Consider the following 26,643-nt stretch of genomic DNA (forward strand, 5'->3'; position numbering starts at 1 on the left):
TATTTTTGTATTGACTGGGTGAGCTATAATCGGTACGATAGAACTTGGAAATGATTATACAATATAGTTCAGGAGTGATTTTATGCTTGGTAAAAGTAAGATCCAAATGTTAAGCATTACGATGAATTCAAATGGTATGACGAATACAATTCATCCAACACTAATTTGGGATGACGAGGATATGGTATTAATTGACACAGGTTATCCCGGACAATTAAACGAATTTCAAAATTGTTTTGAAACTGTTGGAGTATCTTTTGAAAAACTGAATAAAATACTGATTACTCATCAAGATATTGATCATATTGGAAGTCTTTCTGTAATTGTAGAAGAATCTACAAACAAAATTGACGTCTATGCGAGTGAAATAGAAAAACCTTATATTCAAGGTGAAAAGTTACTGATTAAAATTACACCTGAAAAAATTGCAAAAGCTGTAGCGTCATTACCAGCGGATGCAACAGATGAATTTCGAAAAGCATTTAAAAACAGATTAGAAAACCCACCAAAAGGTAAAGTTAACCATATTATTACCCCAGGAAATGATTTGGCAATTTGTGGTGGGATTACTGTAATTGACACTGCTGGACATACACCAGGTCATATAAGCTTTTATCATCAGGAGTCAAAAACATTGGTTGCAGGAGATGCACTAATGATCGAAAATGGGCAATTAAACCCTTCAAACCCACAATATACATATGATATTGAACAATCGATAAAATCACTTGAGGCTTTATTGTCATTTGATATTGAAAAAATGATCTGTTATCATGGTGGATTATTTGAGGGGAATATAAAAGAAAGATTAAGTGAAATCATTCGATAAAAATATTAAAAAATCGTTTTTGGAGGCAAAAAAATGAGCAACAAGAATTATCAAGAATTAATAAAAGATCGTGTCTTTTTCGGTGGAGCAGATGACGTTAAAGACATGATGGAAAACGAAAAAGCAGATATTGTTTTTGATCTAAGAGTAAAAAATTATGAGATTGACCCTCAAATTAACCGAGTACATAGTCCGATTGTTGATGATAAAGAAGAACAAGCAGAAACACTTAAAAGAGCAATTGATTCTGTAGTAGAAGCATATCAAAATGATCAAAAAGTGTATTTCCATTGTGGTGGTGGTAATACTCGTGCAGGTACAGTTGCAGTAGGTGCATTAATTGCACTAAACAAAGCTGAAACAATTGAAGAAGCTGAAGAAATGGCTAGATTAATACGTCCAACAATTAAATCGAATCCTGATATGAAGGAATCGTTAAAAAAGATTTTTCCTAATGCTTAAATAAAAATAAAAAACGCTAATTATACAAATTTGGTTTGTATCATTTAGCGTTTTTTATTAAGAAATACCATTTAAATGATCTTTTACACACTTTATGAATTCATTTTTTTCACTTGTATTTTCTTTGGTAATTGGAGATATTATCCAAAAGTCCTGATAAATATAATCTGTTTCTTTAATTGGGATTATTTTTAATTCGCCGCTTAAAACTTCAGGAAAATATTTTAAAGTTGTATTATGGACAAAAGTAAATACGCGTCCTTCCTTAATAATTTCAATAAGTGTCATTGTACGATTTGATTTAAGAACGATCTCATTTTTAAATTTTTTAGCTAATTGTAGAAAATTTTTATTAGAAAAAGTATACATTACAGCTTTTTGATAAAGTAATTCTTCAGCGGTAACATAATCTAATTCATATAAAGGAGAATTTTTACCTACTAGAATGCAAACATTTCCTTTACTTAAAAATTCGAAATTAATATTATTTTCCTTTTCTAATTCCGCTTTTGAAGATACAACTAATGCTAAGTCATAGTCTTCTTTTGCTAAATTGTTAAGGATCTGAGGTGTACCTTGTTCAATTAATTCAATCGTTGCTCCATTGTTATTACCAGAGTATTTTTTTAAAACTTCGTGAATTGTATAAGTAAAAGTTGGTGCACATGCAATTTTCATATGTTTTACTCTAGTTTCCTTAAAATCCGAAAGCTGTTCTTTTAATTCTTTTAAATTATTTAAAATTTCAATCGACCTAGATAATACTAACTCTCCCTCAAAAGTTAAAGTAATTCCTCCTCTAGAACGATTAAATATATTTATTTCTAACTCTCTTTCAAGTTGACTAATGGCTTGACTAACCCCAGAAGGAGATATATGCAATTTTTTCGCTGCCTTTGAAATCGACTTCTCATTCGCGATACTTACAACATATTCTAGTTGTTCAAAGTTCATATTAACCTCCTAATATAAAAACATCCTATCAATAGTTTAATATATTTAAATGCAATACATTGTTAAGTATTACTTAACAATAGCTTAACATATATGAAATATAATTTCTTCCTTAAACGATGTAAAATACTACTTAATTCCATATAATTTTATAGGATTAATTAGGATTAGGTAATGAAATATCAGTGATTGAATCTAGTTACTGTTGAAAGTTGGGAATAAAAATGTTTACTAACAATGAGTTTAATCACCACGAAAATAAAACATTTATTTTTGTTGAAAATACTCTTTTCGTATCTGGAATATGTACAATTTTAGTTCATCATAATCTAGATGCTAGAAAAATAGATTTCCATGAAGTAAATTCAAGCAATTTAAATGAATCATTTTTTATTTGTTATGTGAAAAATGAAGAGATGGAAGCAAAATCTCAGCTTTTAAAGTTAATTGATCAGAATATTAATATAGTAATCATTAAAAATAATATAAATTATAATGAAATTGAGAGTTTGATGAAAATTGGGGTAAATGGAATTTGCTTAACAGACATTGACGAACAATATTTACTTCATATTGTAAGACAAGTTCAAAATGGTCAATTCTTCTTAGATTCTCGATTAACACATTTAATCATTCAAGAAAATACACGACTGCTTGAGAATGGAAAGAAACAGAAAGAACTAGATTATGAAGCTATGAATAATCTTTTGACGAAAAGAGAAATTGAAATTTTACAACTTTTAGCTCAAGGGTTTTCCAATATTCAAATAGGCTCTGAATTATTCATTTCGAGTAAAACTGTTAAAAATCATGTATCAAATATAATCCAAAAATTACAGGTATCTGACAGATTAAATGCTGTGATTTTTGCATTTAAAAATAATTGGATTTCGCTTGATTAATTATCAAATATTGTAAAGACTGTTTTATATTTCACCACTCTGACACTAATCTTATACTTAAAAGGATTAGTGTTTTTTTATGAGTTTAAAAGCGCTTTCGAAAATGGCTTTAAGAGATAATTCCTTTTCGAATTAATTCACAAACCGCATGAGAGTGATTATTAGCACTAAGTTTTTAGATTTTACATATTGTTTTACTGTAAGATCACTAATATACATGGAATCTGCCTATTTTTTTGTACTTTCGCCACAAGCAATTCGTTTCATTATCTCTAATTCTCTTTTGCTTAAAATGATTGTATCATAAGCTCTAGTTGTATTTTCTAAAAATTTCCAATTAAATTACCATAGTATATAAATGCAGAGAGTAGTTTATCATCCATTTGCAGATTTTTTTAAATTCCGTTGAACAAATATAACCAACTTCATCATGAGGTGATTAAAAGAAAGTAAAAACGTAAAAAGATATGAATATCCTACACATAAATGGTTAGAGTGGGAAGATAATAGAGCTCAACATTTATTAAAAAACATTTAATATAAGTTGGATTAATCCACAAATTCAGAGTAAAAATAGTATAATGATGTGTATTTAAATTTCATTAATAGTATAAATATTCAATTTGCTAGTTAGAGTTAAAAAGGGGAGAGTTTGAATTTGTCTGCATCAAAAAAATCTATTTTTAAAGGGACTTCATTTACAAATTTCTGGGTCTCACGAATGTTTACTTCGACTTCATTTCAAATGCTATCTGTAGCAATTGGATGGCAAATGTATGAATTGACACATGACGCGTTTAGTCTAGGTCTAGTAGGTTTAGCACAATTCATTCCAATGGTCTTACTTACTTTAGTAGTTGGTCAAGTTGCTGACAGAGTAGATCGTCGGAAAATTGTTTTCATATGCCAAATGGTAGAAGCTTTAATAGCAGGACTTCTTTTATATGGTAATTTTGCTAATTGGCTTAGCAGAGAGGAAATATTAATTGCTGCTTTTATACTCGGTGCATGCCGATCATTTGAAGGACCTGCTTCTTCGGCGTTATTACCTCAAGTTGTGCCAAAATCTATTTTACAGCAAGCAATTTCTTGGAGCACATCTGCAGGTCAAACAGCACAAATACTCGGGCCATCTCTTGGTGGTGTATTATTTTCAGTGGGACCTGCATACGTATATGCAACGTCAGCAATTGCTTTATTACTTTCATCAATCTTAACAATTTTTATAAAATTAGAAAGTGAATTTATCCGTAAACAAGAGCCAGTAACTTTACGTACAATGCTGATGGGGTTAGAATTTGTCTATAAACACCCAATCATTTTAGGAACTATATCACTTGATTTGTTTGCCGTTTTACTTGGAGGAGCTACAGCACTTTTACCAATTTATGCACAAGATATTTTACATACAAAGGCTTGGGGCTTAGGTCTGATGCGTACTGCACCAGCTGTCGGAGCATTAATCATGTCTTTAGTTTTAGCTTATTTTCCACTTAAAAAATCTTTTGGGCCGATATTATTTGTAGCGTTAGGTATTTTTGGATTAGCAACAATGCTATTTGCAATTTCAACAAACTTAGTCATTTCATTAATTGCATTATTTATAATCGGAGCTTCAGATGTGGTCAGCGTAGTAATACGTTCTTCGCTTGTTCAGCTACAAACACCAGATGATATGAGAGGCAGAGTAAATGCTGTAAATTCGCTATTTATTGGAACTTCGAATCAGCTTGGGGAATTTGAATCTGGAACAATGGCTGGATTAATTGGTGCCGTACCAGCTGCATTTGTAGGTGGACTTGGAACGATAGTAGTTGCTGGACTTTGGATGTATTTATTCCCTTCACTTAGGAGAATTAATTCACTTTCTGGAGACAAAACAGAAAAAGCAGGATAATTTGTTAAAGGAGGATTTATGGAACATACTAAAAAAACATTTGAAACGATTGATGAATATATCTCACAATTTCAGCCTGATGTTCAGGAAAAATTACAAGCTTTAAGAAAGATTGTAAAAGAGGTTGTACCGAATGCGGTAGAGAGAATTAGTTATCAAATGCCTACATTTGCTCTAAATAAAAATTTAGTACATTTTGCTGCATTTAAAAATCATATTGGATTTTACCCTGGCGCAAGCGGAATTGCAGCATTTAAAGAAGAATTATCAGTTTATAAAGGCGCTAAAGGGTCTGTACAGTTTCCAATAAATGATCCACTACCATTTGATTTGATAAAAAAGATTGTAAAGTATAGGGAACTTGAGGATATTAAAAAAGCTGAAGAAAAATTAAAAAAGAAAAAATAAGTTCGAAACCTCTAAAGCAAATTTAAACTTTGGAGGTTTTTTAGTAATAAGGACATATCATTTTGTTCAAAATTTTGTCAATTATTTTCCAGTATTAAATTACTTTATCCGTTATACTAAACTTGTATTTAGTAGGTTAGGAAAAACAAGTAATGAATGATGAAGTTGATTTTTTTAGTAAAATTGGATTCCTAAACCTAGTGAATCTTGTGTTCCAATTCGACATTATTATTTTTAAACATCCAGAAACAGTAACATTAGCTGGAATGATGATTTCGAATCTTGTACCCGTTACAATTGGAAATATTATTGGCGGTAGTTTATTTGTAGGAGTAGCTTACTGGGTTTCTAGTTCGGAAGCAATAAATAAAAAATATTCAAATGTTAAGTATAATGAAAATAAAAAAGCATCTTAAGTTACGTTTGAAAAAATAAAAAGTAAGGGAAACAACCTTGACCAAAAAATCGAAAAAGGTTGTTTCTTTTTACTATATAAATATACTCAAGGTTGATTTTTCATTTTTTTATTCTTCTTTTGTTGTTAAATCAACCAGAATAACAATACCTATGACACATACTAGAATTAACGAAAATGTAAATACGAACAAATTTATTCACTCCTACCAAGTTTTGAAACCTTCCGAGCCAGTCGGATGATGTTGATGCATCATATGTGATAAAGGAATTGTATAAGCAATTGCAATTAATACAATTGAAACACCAATCCAAAGCCACCAATTTTCCAATATACGAGGTGTGTTTTCGGTATTACTTTCTGCAACCGGAAATTCAACTATTTCTTCTTTCGAACTAGCAGTTGGTAAAGTAAATAACGATTGTAGAACAATAAAAATTAATAATAAAGCAGATAAAAACAAGATTGATCCACCAACAGCAACAGTTACATGATTTGTGAATATACCAGAAAACCATTTAGCTGCTGCAGGATGTCCCATATAATCAGTGTATGAAGTGCGTCTAGGTGCACCATAAATTCCCAAAATATGCATTGTAGTCGACATTAAAAACATTCCGATAGCCCATGTGAAAATCTGTATAAACGCTAATTTTTGGAATGCTTTTGTTAGTTTTTTTCCTGTTAAATAAGGAATAAGCCAAAAAGTTAAACCGAAAAATGTCATTGCAACAGGTGTACCAACTGTAATATGGAAGTGTCCAACAATCCAAAGTGTATTATGAACAATTTCATCTAATTGATAGCTTGCATTGATGATTCCACCTGCACCACCAGGAGCGAAAAACAACATTGCAATAAAAAGAGATGTAAAGCGAACATCCTTCCATGGCAATTTAAAAATCCACCCAAATAATCCTTTCGCCCCTTTTTTTCTTCCTGAAATCTCAAACACAGCAAACATAGAGAAAGCCGTCATTAATGATGGTATGATTACCATAAAAGTTAAGACAGTCTGTAAGAATTTCCAAAAGGTTGAAATACCAGGTTCTTGAAGTTGATGGTGAAAGCCGACTGGTATAGAGAACAAAAGAAATAAGATAAAAGCGAGTCGTGCAAGAGAGTCACTAAATACTTCTCCACCAACTATTTTTGGCATAATTGCATACCAACCAATATAAGCAGGAAGTAGCCAAAAATAAACAAGTGGGTGACCGAAAAACCAAAAAAGCGATCGACTTAATTCAACGTTGATTGTATCTACCCATCCGAACGACCACGGAATGAATTGAAATAGAACTGTCGAAGCTACACCTAGGCTAGCAATTACCCATAATACGATTGTTGCTACAGTCATAAAAGCGATTAGTGGACTTATTTTACCTTTATTATTCTTTTTCCAAGCAACATAATGTCCAACTAATGCAAATCCACTAATCCATGTGCCAACAACAAAAAGTGCTAATGCGACATAAAACCATGCACTAGCCTGCAATGGAGCATAAAAGGTATATAAAACAGAGGCTTGACCAGATAAAATCATAATCACTGCAAGTATTGTTCCAATTGTCATTACAATAAAACCTAACCAAGTAAATGTCTGTACCTTCGAACCAAAATCACCTAATGTTTTACTCATACCTGTAATTAAGAAACCAAATATAAAATAGGTAGTAAAGACAATTGCAAGTAGAATTCCATGAGCAGTTAGAATTTGATAGTAATCGAGCCATTTTGGTAGTTCAAGTGCGTTATTTCGGACAAATACTTGCATTAGCCCAGTAAATGTTCCTATTAAAAAAGCAGTATATGCCACTATAATATGTGTTAAAGCTAGTCTACGATCAGGTCGTCCAATCATTTCATTCATTATTTCACCGCCTCGATAGTTGTTTGCATAAATGAATGACCCGTTCCACAATATTCGTTACATAAAATTAAATAATTTCCTGGCTTTTTAAAGGAATACTCCTTCGTATTAATTTGACCTGGCACAACCATCATATTGACATTTGTATTAACAATCGAAAAACTGTGTGTCACATCTGTACTAGTCACAACAAATCGGACTTTCTTTCCGATTGGGACTTTCAATTTACTAGGTGCATAAGCAAAGGTTTTTGCAAGTAATACAACTTCGTAAGTACCATCATCTTTTTGATACACACCTGGGTGATTGAAAGGAGCAGTCTTTTCAACTGTTTGAGGATTTACCGTGTCCATCCCGCCTGCTGGCTGAAGATGTGAACGAAATGCTGTAATACCGATAATTACAAGAAAAACAATTAACGAAATCATTCCAAATGTTAACCAAATTTTTTCGTATTTATGTAGATGCATACACATCCTCCTTTCTAACGATGTAAATAAAAAACATAGAAACTAAACCATAAAATGATAATGAAAACACCAAGTACAAGTACACTTATAAAAGTTCCATTTAAATTATGATCTTGTTCTCTGTCAGCTCTCTCAGTTTTTTTTGAAGACAATTCAATCTCTCCAATCTCAAAATTAAAAATTTAAACTAAAAGTTAGTATGATGATTTCCAAGTATTTCTATTCATGGAAAATGAAAACAAAATATATAACATTTAGGGAAACTAGATGAAGCTATTTGGTAAAATATAGTAATATTGAGGGGGCGTAAAAATGGGATATATAGTAGATTTAAGGAGTATTGTTGTAAATAGACCTTTAATATTTGTTGGTTTAGTTGCAATCATCATTGACCAATTCGGTAGATTATTATTAGAAAATCAAGTTCAAAAGTGAGGTGGAATGATATGGCAAAGCACTATAAAGCATATAAGTTTCGTTTATACCCAACAGAAGAACAAGCATTTCTTATGCGAAAAACTTTCGGTTGTGTCAGATTCGTATACAACAAAATGTTGGCAGAAAGAAAAGAAACATACGAGAAATACAAAGATGATAAGGAACAACTAAAGAAACAAAAGTTTCCAACTCCTGCAAAATACAAAGCAGAATTTGAGTGGCTAAAAGAAGTTGATTCTTTAGCCTTAGCAAACGCTCAACTAAATTTGCAAACTTCTTATAAGAATTTCTTTAGTGGTCACAATGAATTACCTACATTCAAGAACAAAAAGGGTAGAAATTCATATACAACCAATCTCGTAAACGGAAACATACTGTTATTTGCTCGCCATATAAAATTACCAAAGCTAAAAATGGTACGAATCAGACAACATAGAAAAATCCCACAAGACTACATAATCAAGTCATGCACGGTCTCCATGACATCTACTGGTAAATACTATGTTTCTATTTTGACTGAATACGAAAAAGAAATTGTACAAAAAGAAGTGAAAAACGTTATTGGATTAGACTTTGCGATGTCTGAATTATATGTGAGTAGCGTGAATGAGAAAGCCAATTATCCTCGCTACTATCGTGTTATGTCAGAAAAATTAGCAAAAGCACAACGCATTCTGTCTAAGTGTAAAAAAGGTTCTGTACGTTGGAATAAGCAACGACTAGTAGTTGCTAAGTTTCATGAGAAAGTAGCGAACCAACGCAAAGATTTCCTTCATCATAAGTCAAAAGAATTAGCTTCTAACTTTGATGCTGTCGTGATTGAGGACTTGAACATGAAAAGAATGTCTAAAGCCCTTCACTTTGGTAAAAGCGTTCACGACAATAGTTGGGGCATGTTCACTACTTTCTTAGCGTACAAACTAAAAGAACAAGGAAAACAGCTTGTGAAAATATGATAAGTGGTTTCCTTCCACTAAGAAGTGTTCTTGTTGTGGTTCAGAAAAACAAATGAAACTATCTGAACGAACCTACCATTGTTCATGCGGTTATGCGACAGATCGTGACTACAATTCAGCAGTCAATATCAAAAATGAAGGCATTCGCCTATTAGTATTAGCATAGAAGCAAAAACTCATGGAACATGAGGGTTAGCTCGGTCAGTTTTTGTTGGCTAGCAAAAGCAACAATAAGTCGAGAAGCCCCCCTTCAAGTAGAGAGGCCACTGAAAAAGTAAATTTTGATCAAATTTTACTTTTTACGAAAAATCAATTCCCATAAAAACCTCGATTTTTATAAATAAAGTGGCAAGGACACATTACGTTTTAACCCATTTTTGAGACAAAAGTGGGGATGGAAATTTTAGGGAATTGAACTTTTTCAAAAATCATAGAGTTATTCAGCGGCCTCCAAGTACACCGGAAGGTTAACTAAGTGGTGGGTAGTTCACACAATCAGCCAATTAATGCTTTCTCTGGGAACTTCCTCACTTTACTAACATTTGCGGTTTTTATCGCGTCATTTTTTATTGAAGACAATTCGATGATCTATTTATCAGTTTTAGCGCTGATCGCAATATTGTATAGACTATACTCATTTTTTATTTTTGAAAGACATTTAGAGAAGTAGAAGGATCGATTGAAGGTGAACAGGTCAATGGAGCTATTTGGTGGGAAGTTTTAAACAAAAAATAGTGAATAAAGGAAAAAACTCTGATAGACAGAGTTTTTTCTTTTTATTTACCAAAATTTCCAGCAAATTGCATTACAACCGCTTTAACTTCTTCAAGTTTATCAGGCTTTAATAAAGTAATCATCTTTGGGACGAATTGTTGAACTTCTTCTAATGAAAAAGTGCCTTCATCTTGTTTTCTGAAGTTTTCTAAAAGAATTTCCCTTGCTTCATCTTCTTTACCTTCTTGAACTCTTTGTAAAATAAAATTTAAAAACATTTCTTGACCTTGCTTGTCCATTCTTGTTGCCTCCTATAAAATATTTATACAACCATAAGGTGTTATATAAATTATAACACCTTATGGTTGTATGTCAATTTTATTTTCTGAGAATCATTCTTTGTTATTTATTAGCTATTGTATAAAAATTTATTATATTTTTTGAAGGTTAATCAAATTTCCGCTGCCTAATGTTATTTATATGAATATTAATTAATTGAAAAATGCTATAATTTTTTATGGAAGATGATGGAACCTATATCCGATAGGAGACTTAAAATTTAATTAATAGAAAAGTTTATAAAAAAGGTGGTAATCGCAATTAATAAGAAAAAAATAGCAGTATCTTTTAGTGGTAAAGATTCAACTTTGGCATTGCATGATCTTTTACATTCTGATGAATTTGAAGTAGTAGTACTAATCGCATCAGTAACTGAAGGATTTAATCGGACGAGCATTCATGGAGTTAGGATTGAATTATTGGAGGCGCAAGCAAATTCAATCGGTCTACCATTAAAGAAAATTTGGATTCCAGAAAATTGTTCTAATCAAAAATATCAAGAAATTATGACAAAAGTAAATTTAGAGCTAAAGGAACAAGGGATTGAATGTATTGCATTTGGAGATTTATTTCTTGAAGACGTACGAAAATATCGAGAGGAAATGCTTAAACCATTAGGAATTAAGCCAATTTTTCCATTATGGGGTCAAGGTACGACAAATGTGATTGAACGCTTTATTTCCTTAGGCTATAAAACAATTATTACATGTGTTGATTTAACTAGATTATCAGAAGAATTTTCTGGTAAAGAAATAGATTTTCGATTAATCTACGAACTTCCAAAAGAGGTTGATCCTTGCGGTGAGAATGGAGAATACCATTCATTTGTATTTGATGGTCCTATTTTCAATAATCCCATTCAGTTTGGCATTGGAGAAAAGAAGCTAACTGCTGATGTTTATACAGGAGAAATTAGATTTTGTTATACAGATTTAATTCTTGCATGAAGTAAGTTTTATCTTTGAGAATGTTGAATGGATAAAAGTTTAAAATAGACTGTTAATTTGAAACAGTCTATTATTTGGTTTTAATAAGAAACTATAAATAAGGTTGAATGTAATCTTACTGTTTTTTTAAATCTGGTCCCCAAGGCGGTTCTGCTCCTACATCCATCTTAATATTTTGTTTCGTTAATCCTACTTGATTTGCATAATCATCTAACATATCATATACGGTTAACCGATGATAAGAACCATTGGTATATCGTGGTTCATTTCTTCTTTTTGGATCCACAATCCAAAGTGACACCGAATCTTTAGCCGTATGATCATTAAACTCATTGATTGGTACTCTAAAGTCAATTTGTTCATTATATCCCTTTGCTACAGTGATTATAGTAACCTCTCCCATTTGCCTGTTCGGAAAAAGAGGATCCTTGTTCACTAGTACATTAATTTTTGCAATTCCTTTCGAATCTGTTAATTCAGTACTTAAAATTTTACCTAATGAATTGATTATAATAACCCTAGCGCCTTTAATAGGTTGACCAGTTTCTCCTGAAGAGGTAGCTGTAGGGCCAACTTGGACCGTAAGTGTTGCAGAAACTTCATTTAACTTTGCTGCCAGCGTTAACTGCGAAGAACTTAAAAAAATGAAAGTGCTTAAAATAGTAGAAATACATATTTTTTTCATCTATTCATATCAATCCTCGTGATAATTTTTTTGTTTAGTTTAAGTTGAATGATTCTTAACTATACTTAAAAAAATGTTCGAAATTATATAAATATGAATATGATAATTGTTATTATTTTGGCTAGGAGAAGTTATGAATATTTATGTACAATTATTTAGTTCAGTGAATTTACTCGCATTAAGTGGAAATACTTTTTACTGAACCTTTTGAGTAATAATTGGATTTCGTTCTGCTAAATAATTAAAAATAATAGATTTGTAGCTTCATATTATAATAAGTAGACTAGTAGTAGAAGGATCCATCATTTCGTCGATTCTTTTTATTTGTGAACAAATGATGATAATGATTGTTGTCCAAGTGATTTTCAGCAATATACTATTCAAGCTAAAATTCAGAGCCACCAAGACCTAATAAAAGAACAAGGAAGTATTGAAAAAATGTCGAAATTTACATTATATAAAAAATATATAGGGAGTGGTGCCAAATGATTACAAATTTATACTTAGTCAGACATGCGCATGCAACTTATACTCCTGATGAATTGGGCCGACCATTATCTAAAAGAGGATTCACTGATGCAAGTATTGTTACTAAACTACTACTAAAAGAAAAAATCGACTACGTTATTTCAAGTCCATATAAACGGGCAATTCAAACTGTTGAAGAGATAGCCAAATCATTAAATTTAGAAATTATGATAGAAGTAAATTTTAAAGAGCGACTCCTATCACATGAGCCAGTTGAGGATTTTGAAAAAGTCATAAAAGAAGTTTGGATGGACTTTAATCGATCGTTGAATGGTGGAGAGTCAAATTATACAGCTCAAAAACGAGGAATAGAAGCAATAAACAAACTATTAAAAAATTATTCCGGTAAAAATATTGTTATTGGTACGCATGGTAATATGATGGTACTCATTATGAATTATTTTGATCAAAAATATGATTTCAATTTTTGGAATGGACTTGCTATGCCGGATATTTATAAATTAACTTTTGAAGGTAATTCATTAGTTGAAGTGAAAAGAATATGGAAATAGTGTAATGGAATTTCTTAATTTTTGTATAGAGTGAATGATTGAACAACTATAAGGTAGATAAAAAGAATAGAAGTTTCTATATTAAAAAGGAATTTCAAACAGGTGATATTCTTCTAAAAATGCATAATTTGAAAACGGTGAAAGAAATTGACGATTCTTATTTTTCAGTAAATTAACGAATCGTATAATAAGAGATGATATAATATTTCTAAGTTCGTTTTATGGTTAAATGAAAAAACTGATTTAGTAAAACACACAAGTGAGGATCACGCATGTTAGAATTCAACGGAAAATATAATAATGGAAAAATACTACTTGATTATGTTGATACAAATGTCATTACACGATTAAAAACAATCTTGGATACTGAATGCTTTGCAAATTCAAACATTGTCGTTATGCCAGACTGCCATATTTCTAGTGGAGGTGTCATGGTAGGTTTTACGATGACGTTGAATGATTTTATTATTCCTTCAATCGTCGGTGTAGATATTGGATGTGGAGTTAGTGCATACAATCTAGGGCGTATGAAATCAATAAAGAGTGAAAAACTCGATAAGTTCATCCGGAAAAATATCCCGATTGGTTCAAATATCCATGACGAGCCAGTTATTGAACCGGTAGAGATTGCAGAAGCTATTAAGAGACTTAATCTGAACTACATGTATGTAATGAACAGTATTGCAACGCTAGGCTCCGGTAATCATTTTATCGAAATTGATAAAGATGAGAATAATCATTTTTGGCTTGTAATCCACACAGGTTCAAGAAATTTTGGATTTGAAATTGCAAAACATCATATGAATGTCGCTAAAGAAAATATGAAACAATTATTCGGAGAAAATTATAAAGGATTCGATTATTTATCTAAACAGGAAGAAAAAGATGAATATTTAAGAGATCTATCAATTGCTCAACATTTCGCTTCGTTAAATAGAGAGACGATTGCTAAAATCATCATTGAAAAATATTTTAAGCTCGATTTTGATTCGATTAAAAAAATTGAATCGGTACATAATTATATCGACCTTAAAAACAATATTTTAAGAAAAGGTGCAATATCAGCTCGAGAGGGTGAAGAAATAATTATCCCATTTAATATGGCATATGGTTGTGTTGTAGGAAAAGGTAAAAGTTCAAGTGACTACAATTATTCAGCACCACACGGGGCAGGGCGAATAATGAGCCGAACTGACGCAGTCTATAAGGTCGACTTAGATGTTTACCAAAAAGCAATGAAGGGCGTATATACAACCTCTGTTAACAAACATACAGTTGATGAATCACCAATGGTATATAAAAAGCCTAAATTAATATTAGAAAATATTACAGAACAAATTGAGATCGATTTCTTTATGAAACCGGTTTACAATCTAAAAGCTGAGAAATAACCTCTCTATTATGAGAGGTTATTTCTCATAATGTATTACCAAGTGTAAAGAGGATAGTTAATGAAATAAGAAGGATTAATTTCTTTAAAATCCTGAAGTTATCATTACAATTTTATTAACAAATTAAGTTCTTTCTCCCCATTATCAGTATAAAATGATATATATTTACTTATTTTGACACCTAATCTTTTACACAACGGGGGATTACTATGCTGAATAAGTTTAAAAGCTTCTTTGTAGTACTTCTCATTTTTGTTCTGTATCTTGGATTGTCATTGTTAGTTGGAAATTTTCTTTGGAGTTTAGTAATTGGCTCAATCATATAAGTGGATTTAAATAATAAGGGTTTTGGGACTTCTCCTTTGAATATCATTCTTAAAGGACCAGAACAACAAAGAGTTGTGAAAGATGATTTTTTTAAGTTAGGGCACTTAAATAAGGATCAATTCTTGAGATGGTCAGGAGTTATTGGCATTTTTTATATTTGTATTGGGGGACTAGTATACTATATTAATTAATTTTTTATGATTTTATTCAATCATAACTCAAATAGTTTAATAGCTTTTTTACATAATCGACATTTTTGTCGATTTTTTTTATTGTGATTATTTCAAAGTAGGTCAATATGATTATTAGTAAGGGCATAAATTAAATGAAGTAGAAATTATATTTGTTTTGGCTATTATTAGGAGGTGCAAAATTGAAAATCGTTTTTTTTAGAAATCTTAATAAAATTGAAACATATGCTGCAAATAAAAAACAAATAAAGTTGAATCTTCCTAGTAAAGAAGAGGCTAGTGTTATATTTGGCCTAACAAGAAAGTTTGAATTTGATAATCGTTGTGCAAGACCGCCACAGATTAGCGGTACAGTTGTAGCTTCTGTTACTTGTAATAGAGACAAGGATATTCGAATTTATTTCTATCCAATCTCCCAAACTATTTATCCTGAGAAGGCGAAATCTCAATTTCATAATGAAGTAATACCTAAACTTAAGAAATGGATTGATCATCAAGTGTCAAAACCAGAAACAGCAGTTTTAGGGATTGAAGAATTTATAATCGAATGGGATGGAAAAAATCATAGATTCCACCAAATTAAATTTTTATAAAGGGCAGTTTTTAAAGACGGTAAAGAGTTTAAATACCGTCTTTTTTTATGTTGTATATAACCTGCAATAAAACTTATAAAACGTAATTAAATTAAGTTTTATAAGTTTTGTTGTGGAAATAATGACAATAATTAGTTATACTATTTTAGAATCACACATAAGGAAATATAAAAAAGGGGCTTTAAAGCATGTATCAAGAACAAAGATTAGCTTTGATAATAAAGTATTTAGCTTCAAATAGTGAGATTACTTTAGAAGAAATATGTAAAATGCTTAGCGTTTCAAAGGATACAGCAAGAAGAGATCTCGTCAAACTTGAAGAACGCGGAGAAATTATGCGAATAAAGGGTGGAGCAACACTTCCAACTACTAATCGAAATTTAACCGATTATAAAGAACGAAATGTAACTGAAGGTAAGGAGAAAATTGCGCAAAGAGCTGCATTACTTATTCGTGAAACTAGTGACTTATTAATGGACACATCTTCAACTTGTGCACTCATGTCTAAATTTATGTCAGGTAAACAAGTTAATGTAATTACAAACTCAATTGATATAGTAGATTTATTAGGTGAGTTTGAGGAAATTCAAACCTTTATGTTACCAGGAAAATTTAATCGAAAAAATAGAAATTTAGTTGGTCCTAGGACAATTGAAACGCTTAATGACTTCAAAGTTGACCAGTTATTTCTTGGAGCTTGTGGAATTAGCGCTGACGGAATAACTTCACCTGATGAAGAGGAAGCGTTTTTGAAGAAAAAAATGATCAGTTGTGCAAAACAAGTAGTTTTATTGGCGGATCATTCAAAGTTTGAAAAAGTTTTTCTGCACAAAGTAAGTGATATTAAGGGGATAGACATCATTATTACAGACAAAGATCCAGCTGAAGAATTTAAAAGAAAAATAATCGAAAATAATATTCATTTAATTAGTTTAGAAGAAGAGGAAAGTGAGAGGGTTTCGGATGGAAAAAATTAAGGTTGGTTTAGTTGGATATGGTTTTTCAGGAGCTACGTTCCACGCACCATTTATTAGTGTATTAGAAGAATATGAATTGAGAAAAGTTGTAAGTTCAAAAAAGGAAGATGTTCAAAGAGATTTAGGAGATGTAGAGGTAGTAAAAAGTTTAGATGAGGTTTTAAAGGATGAAATGATTGACTTAGTTGTCATTACTACGCCAAGTGGTATGCATTATGAAATGGCAAAACAAAGTTTAGAAGCTGGTAAACATGTTATTTTAGAAAAACCGATGGTAGTAGAAGCATGGGAAGCAGAAGACTTAATTAAGATTGCTAAAGAAAAGAATTTACTGCTAAGCGTTTATCATAACAGAAGATGGGATAATGACTTTTTAACAGTTAAAAAGCTAATAAATGAAGGTGTATTGGGAGAAATCAATACATATCAAGTTCATTTTGACCGTTATAAACCAGAAGTAAGAAATCGATGGAGAGAAAAACAAGGACCTGGTTCTGGCGTGTTATATGATTTAGGTTCACATTTAATTGATCAAGCTTTAAGCCTTTTTGGACAACCTCAATTCATTTTTGCGGATGTATTTGCACAAAGAGAAAATGCAGAAACAGATGATTATTTCCATATTATTTTAGGATATGACAAATTACGTGTAATTTTACATTCTGGTTCCATCATCCCAAGTAACGGACCACGCTTTCAAGTACATGGAAACAAAGGGAGCTTTATTAAAGATGGAATTGATGGACAAGAAGCAGCTCTAAAAGAAGGTAAAAAACCAACTGAACAAACATGGGGAACAGATGAACCACAATTCTATGGAAAGCTTTATTCTATTGACGGTGAAAAAGAAAAAATTGAAACAATACCAGGCTCGTATACAACGTATTATAAGAAAATTGCTGAAAGTATATTAAAAGGTTCAGATGCTCCAGTTACGGGTATAGAAGGTTTATTTGTTATTAAAATTATTGAAGCGGCACTTAAAAGTAGTGAAGAAAAGAAAGTGATTTATCTATAATTGGAGGATGTATGGTAGAGCCAACTATTCAACAAAAACTTGAAGAGGTAAGGAAACAAGAAGAAAAGCTAATCTTTAAAAGTTTTTCAAATGAAAATGCTTTAGAAATTGGTTTGTTAATAATTGAAGCATCTAAAGAATTTGATAAACCAGTTGCTATAAATATTCTGAAAAACGGTCAAAGTGTTTTTCATTATGCAATGGATCATACAGCACCTGACCAAGATTTATGGATCAAACGAAAATCTAATATTGTTCTCCGTCATCATTGTAGCTCCTATTATATGAGACTATACAACGAGATGAAAAATAGATCATATAACGAATTTTACTCAGCCAGTCCCTATGAGTTTGCTGCACATGGTGGGGCATTTCCAATTAAAATTGAAGGATCGGGTGTAATTGGTGTAATTACTGTTTCAGGCTTAGCACAAGAGGATGATCATCATTTAATTGTGGAGGCATTAGCCAAATTCCTAAATAAAACGTTTTAATTTTAATTTATAAAATTAATAGATTAGATAAAAACAATTAGTTTATGAAACAATTTCAAAGGAGTCGAACTTTCGGCTCCTTTTTTAAATGGGGCGCAGCCATTATGAACAAGCATTTGCGAGCATCATTTAACAAAAGAATAGATAAAATCTTTTAAAACAAGCTATTTTCATTTTCCTTTCATAATTGTATGGGATTATAAATTGTATTTAAAATTACATATGAAAGGGAATGATATTTTAATGTCAAATGCAAAACAAGTTTTAAAGTCGTCAGTTAGTAAAATACCACAATTGACACTGTTATTTTGGATCATGAAGATTGCTGCAACAACACTTGGAGAAACGGGTAGTGATTTAGTAACTGTACCTGGAACAGAAGATAATTATTTAACTCCTTTTCTGTTTTTCGTAGGTGTATTTGCTGTTTTTTTAATGATTCAATTGTTTGTAAAGAGATATGTATCAACTGTCTATTGGACAGTTATTCTATCTACTAGTCTTGCAGGTACAGCGTTTTCAGATTATATGGATCGTTCATTAGGGTTAGGTTATATGAAAGGCTCACTAATTCTAATAAGTTTACTTGCTATCATTTTTATTTTTTGGTATTTTACAGAGCCAACGTTAAACGTGAAAAATATTGCGACGAAAAGAGTAGAGGTTTTATATTGGGTTGCTATTCTTGTATCTAATACATTGGGCACAGCAGCTGGTGATTTTCTGTCACATAAAACTGAAGGGGTAGGTACATTAGCAGGTGGAGGAAGTTACCTAGAACAAGGGTTAGGATTAACTATCGCTCAAGGTGCAATGCTTACTGGTGGTCTAATATTATTAATTCTTTTAGCATACTGGTTTACAAATATAAATAGAGTATTTTTATTTTGGGTAGCGTTCGTACTAACACGACCGTTCGGAGCGACATTTGGAGATTTCCTAATTAAACCACAAGAAAAAGGCGGATTAGGATTAGAGAATGGTACACAAATCGCATCTGCAATTTTATTAGGTGTTCTTATAATCTGTATAATCATCCAGTTTGTAACAGATAAATCAAAATTAAAAAAATCGGAAATGAATGAATCTACTATTCAAGTAAGTTAATTTCATGTAAGGCTTATAAAATAGGGGAGTGGGAGGTAAGTAAGATTAAAACTCCTCACTCTCTTTATTTTTATTTTAGAAGAAAAAAAGCTGCCAAAGCAGCTTAAATTAATATTCATAATGTTATTTAATCTCTTTTATATCTAGCCATTCAGAATATGTCAAAATGTTTAATTCATCTTTTTTACTTACGACATAATTAACAATCGTTTTAAACTTTTCTGGATCAAAATTCATTTGAGCTTTATCAGCTTTTTTTTCAAATCGATGGTTAGTAAATACAATCGATTGATTCGTCTTAATTGCGAAGTCAATTTGATCTTTAACCCATGTAATATCTGTACTAGGAAGTAAATTTATCGTGCGAACTTCATATTTTTTGATATTGTTTGTTTGTATTCCATCCTTAATGGTACGAGCACTTCGATAATGTTCTTCCTGCAAAATTTTTAAAGTATCTTGATTAAAAGACCCATATGGATAAACAGCGATATTACTAGCTCTTGTAAAACAGTGTTGATCAAGCCATTTTCGTGCATCGTTTAATTCACTTTTTTGTTCTTTGTTATTTAAACTTGCTAAATGTCGATGTGTATTTGTATGATTCATTAAATCCCAACCAGATCGATATAAAGTATTTAATTGACGTAATGACATATATCCTTCAGTACCTATTTTCGAAGGTATGACAGCAATGCTTCCTTTTACATCATTTTCCTTTAAGATTTTAAAACCTTTCGTAAATTGCGTTTCCCATCCATCATCCATTGTAAAAATAATGTTAGCTTTATTTTTGTTTTTTTGAATTTCTTGTGGTGTTTTAACTTTACTTTGAAAATTTATACAATTAGTAGTTTGCTGCGAATCATTTTGTGGTTTAGGCTCTGACAAATAAGATGCACTACTTCTCATAAATGGATATGCTATTAAGAATGATGAAATCAGAACAGCATATACGATAACAAGTTTTTTATCCAACGTTCTTCATTCCTTTATCCTTTTCTAACTCATAAATTCTTCCCGATCGTGATACTTTGTTCCAATCATTCCGGTTTATAAAATAGGAAATAGTTCCAAATAATACAAAAAATAATGTTACAAAACGATAGACAAATAGGTCTAAAATAATTGTAACCGTTAATCTGATCTTTTCTTTGCCTTTAAATTTAACGCCATAATAATTAGCCAAATACATAGCAAATAGACTATATATAAAATTTAAAGATACAACCCCAAGCAGATAGAATAATAGTAGATTTTGAGCATGTCCTATATTTGTAAACAACATATAGCCAAAATTAAAAAGTGTAAAATAAATAGCAACTGTACCTAAAATAAAAGAATCGATTAACATAAAGAAAGAAACAGTGCGAAATAAAAAGGTCTTTATAAGCATCGGAAAATTATAAATGACACAATCAATAAATGCCTTTTGCCAACGAACCCTTTGTTTAAATAAATCCTTCCAGGTTTCTGGACACTCCGTATAACAGACAGCATTTGGTACAAACACCATTCTCTTGCCAGGATTTTTTAAAATGTACTGTTGAAATTTTAATGTAATGTCGATATCTTCTCCTAAAGTCTTTCTATATCCACCAACTTTAAATAAAATTTCTCTATTAAATACCCCGAATGCCCCAGAAATAACGGAGAGTGCATCGAATTTCGCAAGAGAAACTCTATTAATATAGAATCCTTTTATGAATTCAAAAATTTGAAATCGAATGACATGATTTACCTTTAAAGTGCGATCGATATTTTCATGATTAAATTGGACACCCTGAAGGGGATGCACCATTCCTCCTGCTGCTAATACATCAGGATCTTGGAAAACTTCGTTTAGGACATCCAATGCGTCGTTTGCTAGAATACTATCTGCATCTAAAGTTACGACTAATTCATTTTTTGAGTATTCGATTCCAGCGTTTAAGGCGTCATGTTTTCCACCATTAACTTTATCAATTACGTAGACATTAGGGTAAATAGTCGATTTATAAAAGTTTTTGATTGTATTACTCTTTAACTGATTTGATATCTTTCGCTCTTCCGGTAAAAGACGAAGAAGTTTATGCAAAATTTTCATGGTTCCATCTTGAGAACCATCGTTAATGTAAATAACTTCTTTTGCTGAGTAATCTAATCTATTAATACCTTTTATTGCTGTTTCGATAATGCTTTCTTCGTTAAAGCATGGAATAAGTATACTGATGCTTTTATTAGTTCTTACAAGGTTTTGTTGGAACTTCTTACGATTAAAAAAAATTGGAAGCGAATTAATCATATGTAAGATTGGGAAGAAGGTACATAAGAATAGGATGAGTATTGTAACAAATTGCATAATTAAATCTCCTTAAAACTTGTATTGTTACATAATTTCAATATCTGAGTATGAAAGATAAAAAATCAATCAGTCAGTCATAACAAAATTAGATTTCTACTACGATTATTTTAACGAGATTTCGGTTTGTTTAATATGTTATTTTTTCAACAAATTATTTCAAAATGGATACTAAAAAGACAAATATTAAAATGTTTTCGAAATTAGCGGAAATTTCACATACCGTATTGTAATGAACAAAAAGGGGAAAGTTTCTATTCATGTTTGCTTATGATTGCACTAATCTCTAAATGGGGGATTATTATTTTGAAGGTGAAGTAATTTTTAAAACTATTTCCTTGAAGTGTAATGAAAAAAAATATTTCATTTAAGTAAACAAGGGCTAATTATACTAAGTGTTGTGATCAATGGATTGAAGGAGAATTAGTTGCTTGAACTAATTCGGGAAAAAATAAAGCTAATTAATAAAACAAAACAGCCGAAAACTTAATAAAAAGATTCGGCTGATTTATTTTTACGTTAATTTTAATGTTTAAAGTATTATCTAACAAATAATCCTACAATCGTTCCTGTTAATACTGAACCTAGCGTAGCAACTAATAATACTTTTAAACCAAATTTAGCAAAAAGCTCTGATTGTTTTTTATCAATTGCAGCAATTGCACCATATATAATACCAATTGATGAAAAGTTAGCAAATGATACTAAGAATGATGACACGATTGCTACAGTTTTTGTTGATAAATTAGGAATGATTTTTTGGAAATCAAGCATTGCGACAAACTCATTTGCAGCAACTTTTGTCCCCATAACTGATCCTGAGCGTACTAATTCATCTGTTGGGATACCCATGATGAAAGCAACAGGTGCAAAAACATATCCTAAAATTTCAGTAAATGTCATTCCGATAATTGAATTGAATACGAAATTAATCATTGCAAGTAAACCAATATAGGTTATTAACATTGCACCTACAATTAAAGCAACTTTACCTCCATCAAGAGCACCGTTACCGATGGCTTCAAATAATGACTTTTCTTTAATCATTTCTTTGACATTAATATCTTCATCTTGTTCTGATGTAACAGGACATGCCATTGAAGAAAGAATTAAACCAGAGAACACGTTGATTGGTAGTGCAACTAGTACATATTCAGGGGGAATCATTTGCATATATGCACCTAAGATCGAACATGATACCGCTACTAACGAAGAAGTAACGACAACAAATAATCGGTTAGGTGTTAGTTTATGTAATTCAGTTTTAACAGAAAGAATTGCTGTTGTATCACCGAATACCATACTATTTACAGCAACGAAAGACTCAATCTTTGGTAAGCCTGTAATTTTTGCAACTGCACCACCGATATATTTAATTGCTAACGGTAGTATTCTTGTGTAAGTCAAAATTGATAATAATGAAGATACGAAAATGATCATCATTAAAACATTAATCCAGAAATAACCCTTTGTCGATAAATCACCGAATACAAATGAAATACCTTCGTTACCAAATGATAAAACTTTATTAAAGAAAGAGACGATTTTTTGTAAAACTGTTCTTCCAATTGAGGTTTTTAGCATAAACCAAGCTAAAATCAATTGGACCACTAACATAATTGCAACAGCTTTATAGTTAATGTGCTTTTTATCATTAGACATTAGCCAACTAATAATAAGTATCAAGATAATGCCAATGATTGCAATAATATATGACATTTATTTTCCTCCAAACTACAAAATCGTAGAATAATTTCTAATTTGCAATCTTATTGTTTCCAATCAATATAAAAATATCATTAAATAAAGTAAGGTTTTTTTATATAAATAGTTGAACCAATTTCATGCCACCCCACACACCTATAATCCCACAGATTGCTGAAAATACAGGTGGTGCCGGAATTGGTAATTTAATGAGAGTAAATACAACTCCAACAATTAAACCTGCGATTAAGCTCATAATTATTTCATGCATATTTACTAACTCCTTTTTGTTCAACACTTTTTACGATTGATCAAAATTACTAAACGCCAATCTTCTCCGTTAATAGGGTATTATCCCCAAAAATCATAGCTAATACAAATTACTCCACTAAAGAAAACTTTTTTTGTAAATCAAATAGTTGATAGGTAAAAAGAATGTTATTAAAGAATATATTTGTAAAGTAATTCTAAACTTGATCACTTAGAATAAATATTTTCAAGTTGAAAGGGGCTTATGAATGAAACATTCGCTGTTGCAAGAAATTCATGATTTTACTTTATTTGGTGAACATGCAGATCATTTTGAATACTTAGCAAGCGGAAAAGATGGAGATGTTTACACTAGAGACAATTATGTAATAAAAGTATTTAAGGAAGATGGGAAAAGTCGAGATGATGGAATGAAACTTCACCTTCTTGAACGAAGTATTTACTATCCAAAAGTCCATGCATTTACGCATGATTTTATGGTAAGTGATCGAATATATGGTGAAACTTTTTATCAATTAGATGGACATAGTAAAAATTTACGTAAACAATTTGAAACAGAGATTAATCAAGCGATCTTTGATGCTCAATATGCAGGCTTAAATGCGTTCGACTTACATAATCATAATTTAATGTTATCAAATGATGGAGAGGTTCGAATTGTAGACGTCGGGCGATTTTCTCTTGAAGAAGAAACGCTCCAACTAGGCTTTTTTAAATCTTTATTTGGAAGTTCCCATCGACGTCACAAAAAACAGAAAAGACGTCATGATCACTCATCTTCAAGGCATCATTACAGACACTCTTCATCGTCGAGACGCCATCATCGTAGACATTCGAGCTCATATAGCTCATACTCTTCCTAAAAATAAATCCAACTTACTACGTTAAGGTGGATTTTTTTGTCAATTGCATAAGTTATAATAGAATGGAAAAACTAACCAATATTGTTAAACATAATATTGGAGGGCAAAATGTATAAATCAATCGTATCGTTTATGCTTTTAATATTTCTTGGTTTTTCCTTCGATCATTTTATGGTAGCAAAGGCTAGTGTATATACGAAAGAAATGTTAAAAAAAGAAATTGAGAATTACGGAGAAAAAGCAACTAACAAAATCCCGGCATCCTATAGTAAAGAAGATGCGCTAAAAAATGGAGATATATTAATAATAGGAAGAACTACTAATCATAATGAACGGATTCAAAAATTTATTAATAATGTAAAAAATAAGAAGCCTGACTTTATTCGATTTGTTGAATTTACTTCAAAAGGTGATCCAGTAATTACAGAATATCAATATAATGGAAAATTAATTTATTATCGATTCGATAGTTCAAGGGATCGAACAGACCGATATCGAAAAGGTACATTTGCGATGAGTAAATTTGTTACAGGACCAAAAGTATTAGAAGACTATTGCCAAAAGCTAGTCGTAAATTCAAATACGTCATATTTAACAAATTGTTATCATTTTGATAAGGTGGAATTTTAATTATTTAAGAACGTCGGTTAATAAATCGGCGTTTTTTGTATGACATGAGAGTGAATGAAATTTCACTCACCGTAAATTAATACAAAACAATCTAGAACTTTAAATTCATAAATAAAACTTAATAAACAGTTATTCTAACTCAATAATTTCACGTACCGTAATGTATTCCTAAAATTATTTCTTTTAACGATAAGATGGACAAAAAGTTCCAAACTAAACTATAATTTCTACATATAACGAATAAAACTACTACTAAAATCTGGAAATAAAAAAGATTCACCAAAGGAGTAAATAAAATGACAGAAAATATAGTTCAAAATGAGAAAAATGAGAAAACTGAGATCATAAAATACATACCTCCAAAAGGAGAATTTACAAAATTTTTGTCCGATGAGGATTATTTAGAAAAAGGACGATTTTGGGGTTTATTTAATAAAAATCCAAAACATGATTTTTTATTCAAAGGTCAAGACTTTCAAGTAAATGTAAAGCTTGTTGGCTATGAAACTTATGGGGTTACAGATGAGTACCATACAATTATTATAGAATTTGAAGATGGCAATTTAACATGTATTCATCCTGCTTATTTAAAAGAAATGCAATCACCAAGTTTTAAGAAAGTATACACAGTTGGGGAAAGTGATACGAAGAGCAGTGAAGAGAAGAAAACAGAATCAGAAAAAGAAACAAAGTCGAAAGAAAGTACTTCTAAAGCTACTACAAAGAAAAAAGTAGAAAAGAAAGAGGAAGTTTCAATTACATTACCAACTGATAAATCACATTTTAGCGGCACCGTTAAAGAATTTAGTACAAAATATAATCATTTCAATGATAGCGAGGAAGAGATCGTTATTTGGGAAAATGTTGCTGTCAAAGGAGAACAGGAATTATTAATTGGAAATGCTTGGTGCTCATTGAGTAAAACCTTAAAGGCAGCTGAGTTAGAGGTAGGTAAATCTTATCAATTTGATGGAAAAGTAGTTGATAAGAAACTAAACAAAGAAGTTAAATATAAACTAAATAACCCTTCAAAAGTTGCTGGAATTTAAATCTAAAGCGAGAATATAAGTTTCAAATTAATTTAGATGTAGATTAAAAGTATTCATAAAAAGATAATCAGATCAGTTAGCTTTTTTATTTCTCTGTTAAAAAAACAAATGAAACAATTAGTGAATCATATTAATAATGCTATACCAGCCTTAATGAGCAACATTAAATTGACTAAATAAAAATCTCGTTTAATTACTATATGAATTAGTTATATATAAGATAAAAAGACTGTTTTAATTAACAGTCTTTTTAAGTTGCAATTATCTACATTTTAGTTTAACAGAGCCAAATCTTTAAAGGTCAATTTAATGAACCGCTTTTATGATTGTTAAGACTTTGAACATTTAAAAGTATCGTAATT

Annotated in this window: 28 protein-coding genes and 1 pseudogene; 19 read left to right on the forward strand and 10 right to left on the reverse strand. The window is 30.9% G+C overall.

The window, feature by feature from the left end; genetic code table 11:
• Positions 1–82 precede the first annotated feature (82 nt).
• Positions 83–829, forward strand: a complete 747-nt coding sequence (locus MY490_RS10790) for an MBL fold metallo-hydrolase (RefSeq protein WP_248269188.1) — start codon at positions 83–85, stop codon at positions 827–829.
• Between the two features lie 33 nt (positions 830–862).
• The gene (locus MY490_RS10795) at positions 863–1,291 is read left to right on the forward strand and encodes a protein-tyrosine phosphatase family protein (RefSeq protein ID WP_248269189.1); all 429 of its coding nucleotides are present in this window, start codon (positions 863–865) and stop codon (positions 1,289–1,291) included.
• Positions 1,292–1,348: 57 nt separating this feature from the next.
• Here MY490_RS10795 and MY490_RS10800 read toward each other — a convergent pair whose 3' ends face one another.
• Entirely contained in the window at positions 1,349–2,245 is an 897-nt protein-coding gene (locus MY490_RS10800; RefSeq protein ID WP_248269190.1) for a LysR family transcriptional regulator, read from the reverse strand.
• Between the two features lie 224 nt (positions 2,246–2,469).
• On the opposite strand from MY490_RS10800, the gene MY490_RS22130 reads away from it, so the two are divergent.
• The 4 genes from MY490_RS22130 to MY490_RS10820 all read left to right on the forward strand — a co-directional run bounded on the left by MY490_RS22130 (position 2,470) and on the right by MY490_RS10820 (position 5,868).
• Positions 2,470–3,147: a response regulator transcription factor gene (locus MY490_RS22130; protein ID WP_282439858.1), complete on the forward strand. Its 678-nt coding sequence runs from the start codon at positions 2,470–2,472 to the stop codon at positions 3,145–3,147.
• A 658-nt stretch (positions 3,148–3,805) separates the two neighbouring features.
• Positions 3,806–5,044 (forward strand): MFS transporter, encoded by a 1,239-nt coding sequence (locus MY490_RS10810; protein WP_248269191.1) that lies wholly within the window; start codon positions 3,806–3,808, stop codon positions 5,042–5,044.
• A gap of 18 nt (positions 5,045–5,062) precedes the next feature.
• On the forward strand, positions 5,063–5,452 hold the full coding sequence (locus tag MY490_RS10815) for an iron chaperone (protein ID WP_248269192.1): 390 nt from the start codon (positions 5,063–5,065) through the stop codon (positions 5,450–5,452).
• Positions 5,453–5,604: 152 nt separating this feature from the next.
• Entirely contained in the window at positions 5,605–5,868 is a 264-nt protein-coding gene (locus MY490_RS10820; RefSeq protein WP_248269193.1) for a formate/nitrite transporter family protein, read from the forward strand.
• Between the two features lie 204 nt (positions 5,869–6,072).
• Here MY490_RS10820 and MY490_RS10825 read toward each other — a convergent pair whose 3' ends face one another.
• Genes MY490_RS10825 through MY490_RS10835 form a run of 3 tightly spaced genes read right to left on the reverse strand, consistent with a single transcriptional unit; the run spans position 6,073 to position 8,359 of the window.
• Positions 6,073–7,728 (reverse strand): b(o/a)3-type cytochrome-c oxidase subunit 1, encoded by a 1,656-nt coding sequence (locus MY490_RS10825; protein WP_248269361.1) that lies wholly within the window; start codon positions 7,726–7,728, stop codon positions 6,073–6,075.
• Between the two features lie 8 nt (positions 7,729–7,736).
• Entirely contained in the window at positions 7,737–8,207 is a 471-nt protein-coding gene (locus tag MY490_RS10830; RefSeq protein WP_248269194.1) for a cytochrome c oxidase subunit II, read from the reverse strand.
• Positions 8,208–8,221: 14 nt separating this feature from the next.
• Positions 8,222–8,359: a cytochrome c oxidase subunit 2A gene (locus tag MY490_RS10835; RefSeq protein WP_248269195.1), complete on the reverse strand. Its 138-nt coding sequence runs from the start codon at positions 8,357–8,359 to the stop codon at positions 8,222–8,224.
• 160 nt (positions 8,360–8,519) lie between these two features.
• Between MY490_RS10835 and MY490_RS22135 the strand changes: the two genes are divergently transcribed.
• Both MY490_RS22135 and MY490_RS10840 read left to right on the forward strand, forming a co-directional pair.
• Positions 8,520–8,642, forward strand: a complete 123-nt coding sequence (locus tag MY490_RS22135) for an NUDIX hydrolase (RefSeq protein ID WP_282439859.1) — start codon at positions 8,520–8,522, stop codon at positions 8,640–8,642.
• Positions 8,643–8,653: 11 nt separating this feature from the next.
• Positions 8,654–9,767, forward strand: a pseudogene (locus MY490_RS10840) (RNA-guided endonuclease TnpB family protein).
• A 610-nt stretch (positions 9,768–10,377) separates the two neighbouring features.
• Here the strand turns inward: MY490_RS10840 and MY490_RS10845 are convergent.
• Positions 10,378–10,614, reverse strand: coding sequence for a hypothetical protein (locus MY490_RS10845; RefSeq protein WP_069032177.1), 237 nt, complete (start codon positions 10,612–10,614; stop codon positions 10,378–10,380).
• Between the two features lie 288 nt (positions 10,615–10,902).
• Between MY490_RS10845 and MY490_RS10850 the strand changes: the two genes are divergently transcribed.
• Entirely contained in the window at positions 10,903–11,601 is a 699-nt protein-coding gene (locus MY490_RS10850) for a Dph6-related ATP pyrophosphatase (protein ID WP_248269196.1), read from the forward strand.
• A gap of 115 nt (positions 11,602–11,716) precedes the next feature.
• Here the strand turns inward: MY490_RS10850 and MY490_RS10855 are convergent, their stop codons facing one another.
• Positions 11,717–12,286 carry a hypothetical protein gene (locus tag MY490_RS10855; RefSeq protein WP_248269197.1) on the reverse strand — a complete coding sequence of 190 codons (570 nt, stop codon included), beginning with the start codon at positions 12,284–12,286 and terminating at the stop codon, positions 11,717–11,719.
• A 488-nt stretch (positions 12,287–12,774) separates the two neighbouring features.
• On the opposite strand from MY490_RS10855, the gene MY490_RS10860 reads away from it, so the two are divergent.
• From MY490_RS10860 to MY490_RS10890, 7 genes are all read left to right on the forward strand, one after another.
• Positions 12,775–13,326 carry a histidine phosphatase family protein gene (locus MY490_RS10860; protein WP_248269362.1) on the forward strand — a complete coding sequence of 184 codons (552 nt, stop codon included), beginning with the start codon at positions 12,775–12,777 and terminating at the stop codon, positions 13,324–13,326.
• 272 nt (positions 13,327–13,598) lie between these two features.
• Complete coding sequence (locus MY490_RS10865) at positions 13,599–14,717, forward strand: RtcB family protein (RefSeq protein ID WP_248269198.1); 1,119 nt, start codon at positions 13,599–13,601, stop codon at positions 14,715–14,717.
• Between the two features lie 700 nt (positions 14,718–15,417).
• On the forward strand, positions 15,418–15,828 hold the full coding sequence (locus MY490_RS10870) for a hypothetical protein (protein ID WP_248269199.1): 411 nt from the start codon (positions 15,418–15,420) through the stop codon (positions 15,826–15,828).
• Positions 15,829–16,016: 188 nt separating this feature from the next.
• Positions 16,017–16,805, forward strand: coding sequence for a DeoR/GlpR family DNA-binding transcription regulator (locus MY490_RS10875; RefSeq protein WP_248269200.1), 789 nt, complete (start codon positions 16,017–16,019; stop codon positions 16,803–16,805).
• Complete coding sequence (locus MY490_RS10880; protein ID WP_248269201.1) at positions 16,792–17,823, forward strand: oxidoreductase; 1,032 nt, start codon at positions 16,792–16,794, stop codon at positions 17,821–17,823. Before MY490_RS10875 ends, MY490_RS10880 begins: the two co-directional genes overlap by 14 nt.
• Before the next feature lie 11 nt (positions 17,824–17,834).
• Entirely contained in the window at positions 17,835–18,317 is a 483-nt protein-coding gene (locus tag MY490_RS10885) for a heme-degrading domain-containing protein (RefSeq protein ID WP_248269202.1), read from the forward strand.
• Positions 18,318–18,560: 243 nt separating this feature from the next.
• Entirely contained in the window at positions 18,561–19,424 is an 864-nt protein-coding gene (locus MY490_RS10890; protein WP_248269203.1) for a COG4705 family protein, read from the forward strand.
• 123 nt (positions 19,425–19,547) lie between these two features.
• On the opposite strand, the gene MY490_RS10895 is transcribed toward MY490_RS10890, so the two are convergent.
• The 4 genes from MY490_RS10895 to MY490_RS10910 form a co-directional block, all read right to left on the reverse strand.
• The gene (locus tag MY490_RS10895; RefSeq protein WP_248269204.1) at positions 19,548–20,402 is read right to left on the reverse strand and encodes a polysaccharide deacetylase family protein; all 855 of its coding nucleotides are present in this window, start codon (positions 20,400–20,402) and stop codon (positions 19,548–19,550) included.
• Positions 20,395–21,765: a glycosyltransferase family 2 protein gene (locus tag MY490_RS10900; RefSeq protein ID WP_248269205.1), complete on the reverse strand. Its 1,371-nt coding sequence runs from the start codon at positions 21,763–21,765 to the stop codon at positions 20,395–20,397. The genes MY490_RS10895 and MY490_RS10900 overlap by 8 nt, the downstream gene beginning before the upstream one ends.
• A 540-nt stretch (positions 21,766–22,305) precedes the next feature.
• On the reverse strand, positions 22,306–23,484 hold the full coding sequence (locus MY490_RS10905) for a NupC/NupG family nucleoside CNT transporter (protein ID WP_248269206.1): 1,179 nt from the start codon (positions 23,482–23,484) through the stop codon (positions 22,306–22,308).
• Between the two features lie 100 nt (positions 23,485–23,584).
• Entirely contained in the window at positions 23,585–23,740 is a 156-nt protein-coding gene (locus MY490_RS10910) for a XapX domain-containing protein (RefSeq protein WP_025671048.1), read from the reverse strand.
• 247 nt (positions 23,741–23,987) lie between these two features.
• Here MY490_RS10910 and MY490_RS10915 point away from each other — a divergent pair, with 247 nt between their 5' ends.
• From MY490_RS10915 to MY490_RS10925, 3 genes are all read left to right on the forward strand, one after another.
• A complete protein-coding gene (locus MY490_RS10915; protein ID WP_248269207.1) occupies positions 23,988–24,602 on the forward strand; it encodes a protein kinase family protein in 615 nt (204 codons plus the stop codon).
• A 108-nt stretch (positions 24,603–24,710) separates the two neighbouring features.
• Entirely contained in the window at positions 24,711–25,232 is a 522-nt protein-coding gene (locus tag MY490_RS10920) for a DUF4362 domain-containing protein (RefSeq protein WP_248269208.1), read from the forward strand.
• A 296-nt stretch (positions 25,233–25,528) separates the two neighbouring features.
• Positions 25,529–26,281, forward strand: a complete 753-nt coding sequence (locus tag MY490_RS10925) for a hypothetical protein (RefSeq protein WP_248269209.1) — start codon at positions 25,529–25,531, stop codon at positions 26,279–26,281.
• Positions 26,282–26,643: the final 362 nt, after the last annotated feature.

Origin of the sequence: Gottfriedia acidiceleris, from assembly GCF_023115465.1 — a bacterium.
Taxonomy (GTDB): Bacteria; Bacillota; Bacilli; order Bacillales; family Bacillaceae_G; genus Gottfriedia; species Gottfriedia acidiceleris_B.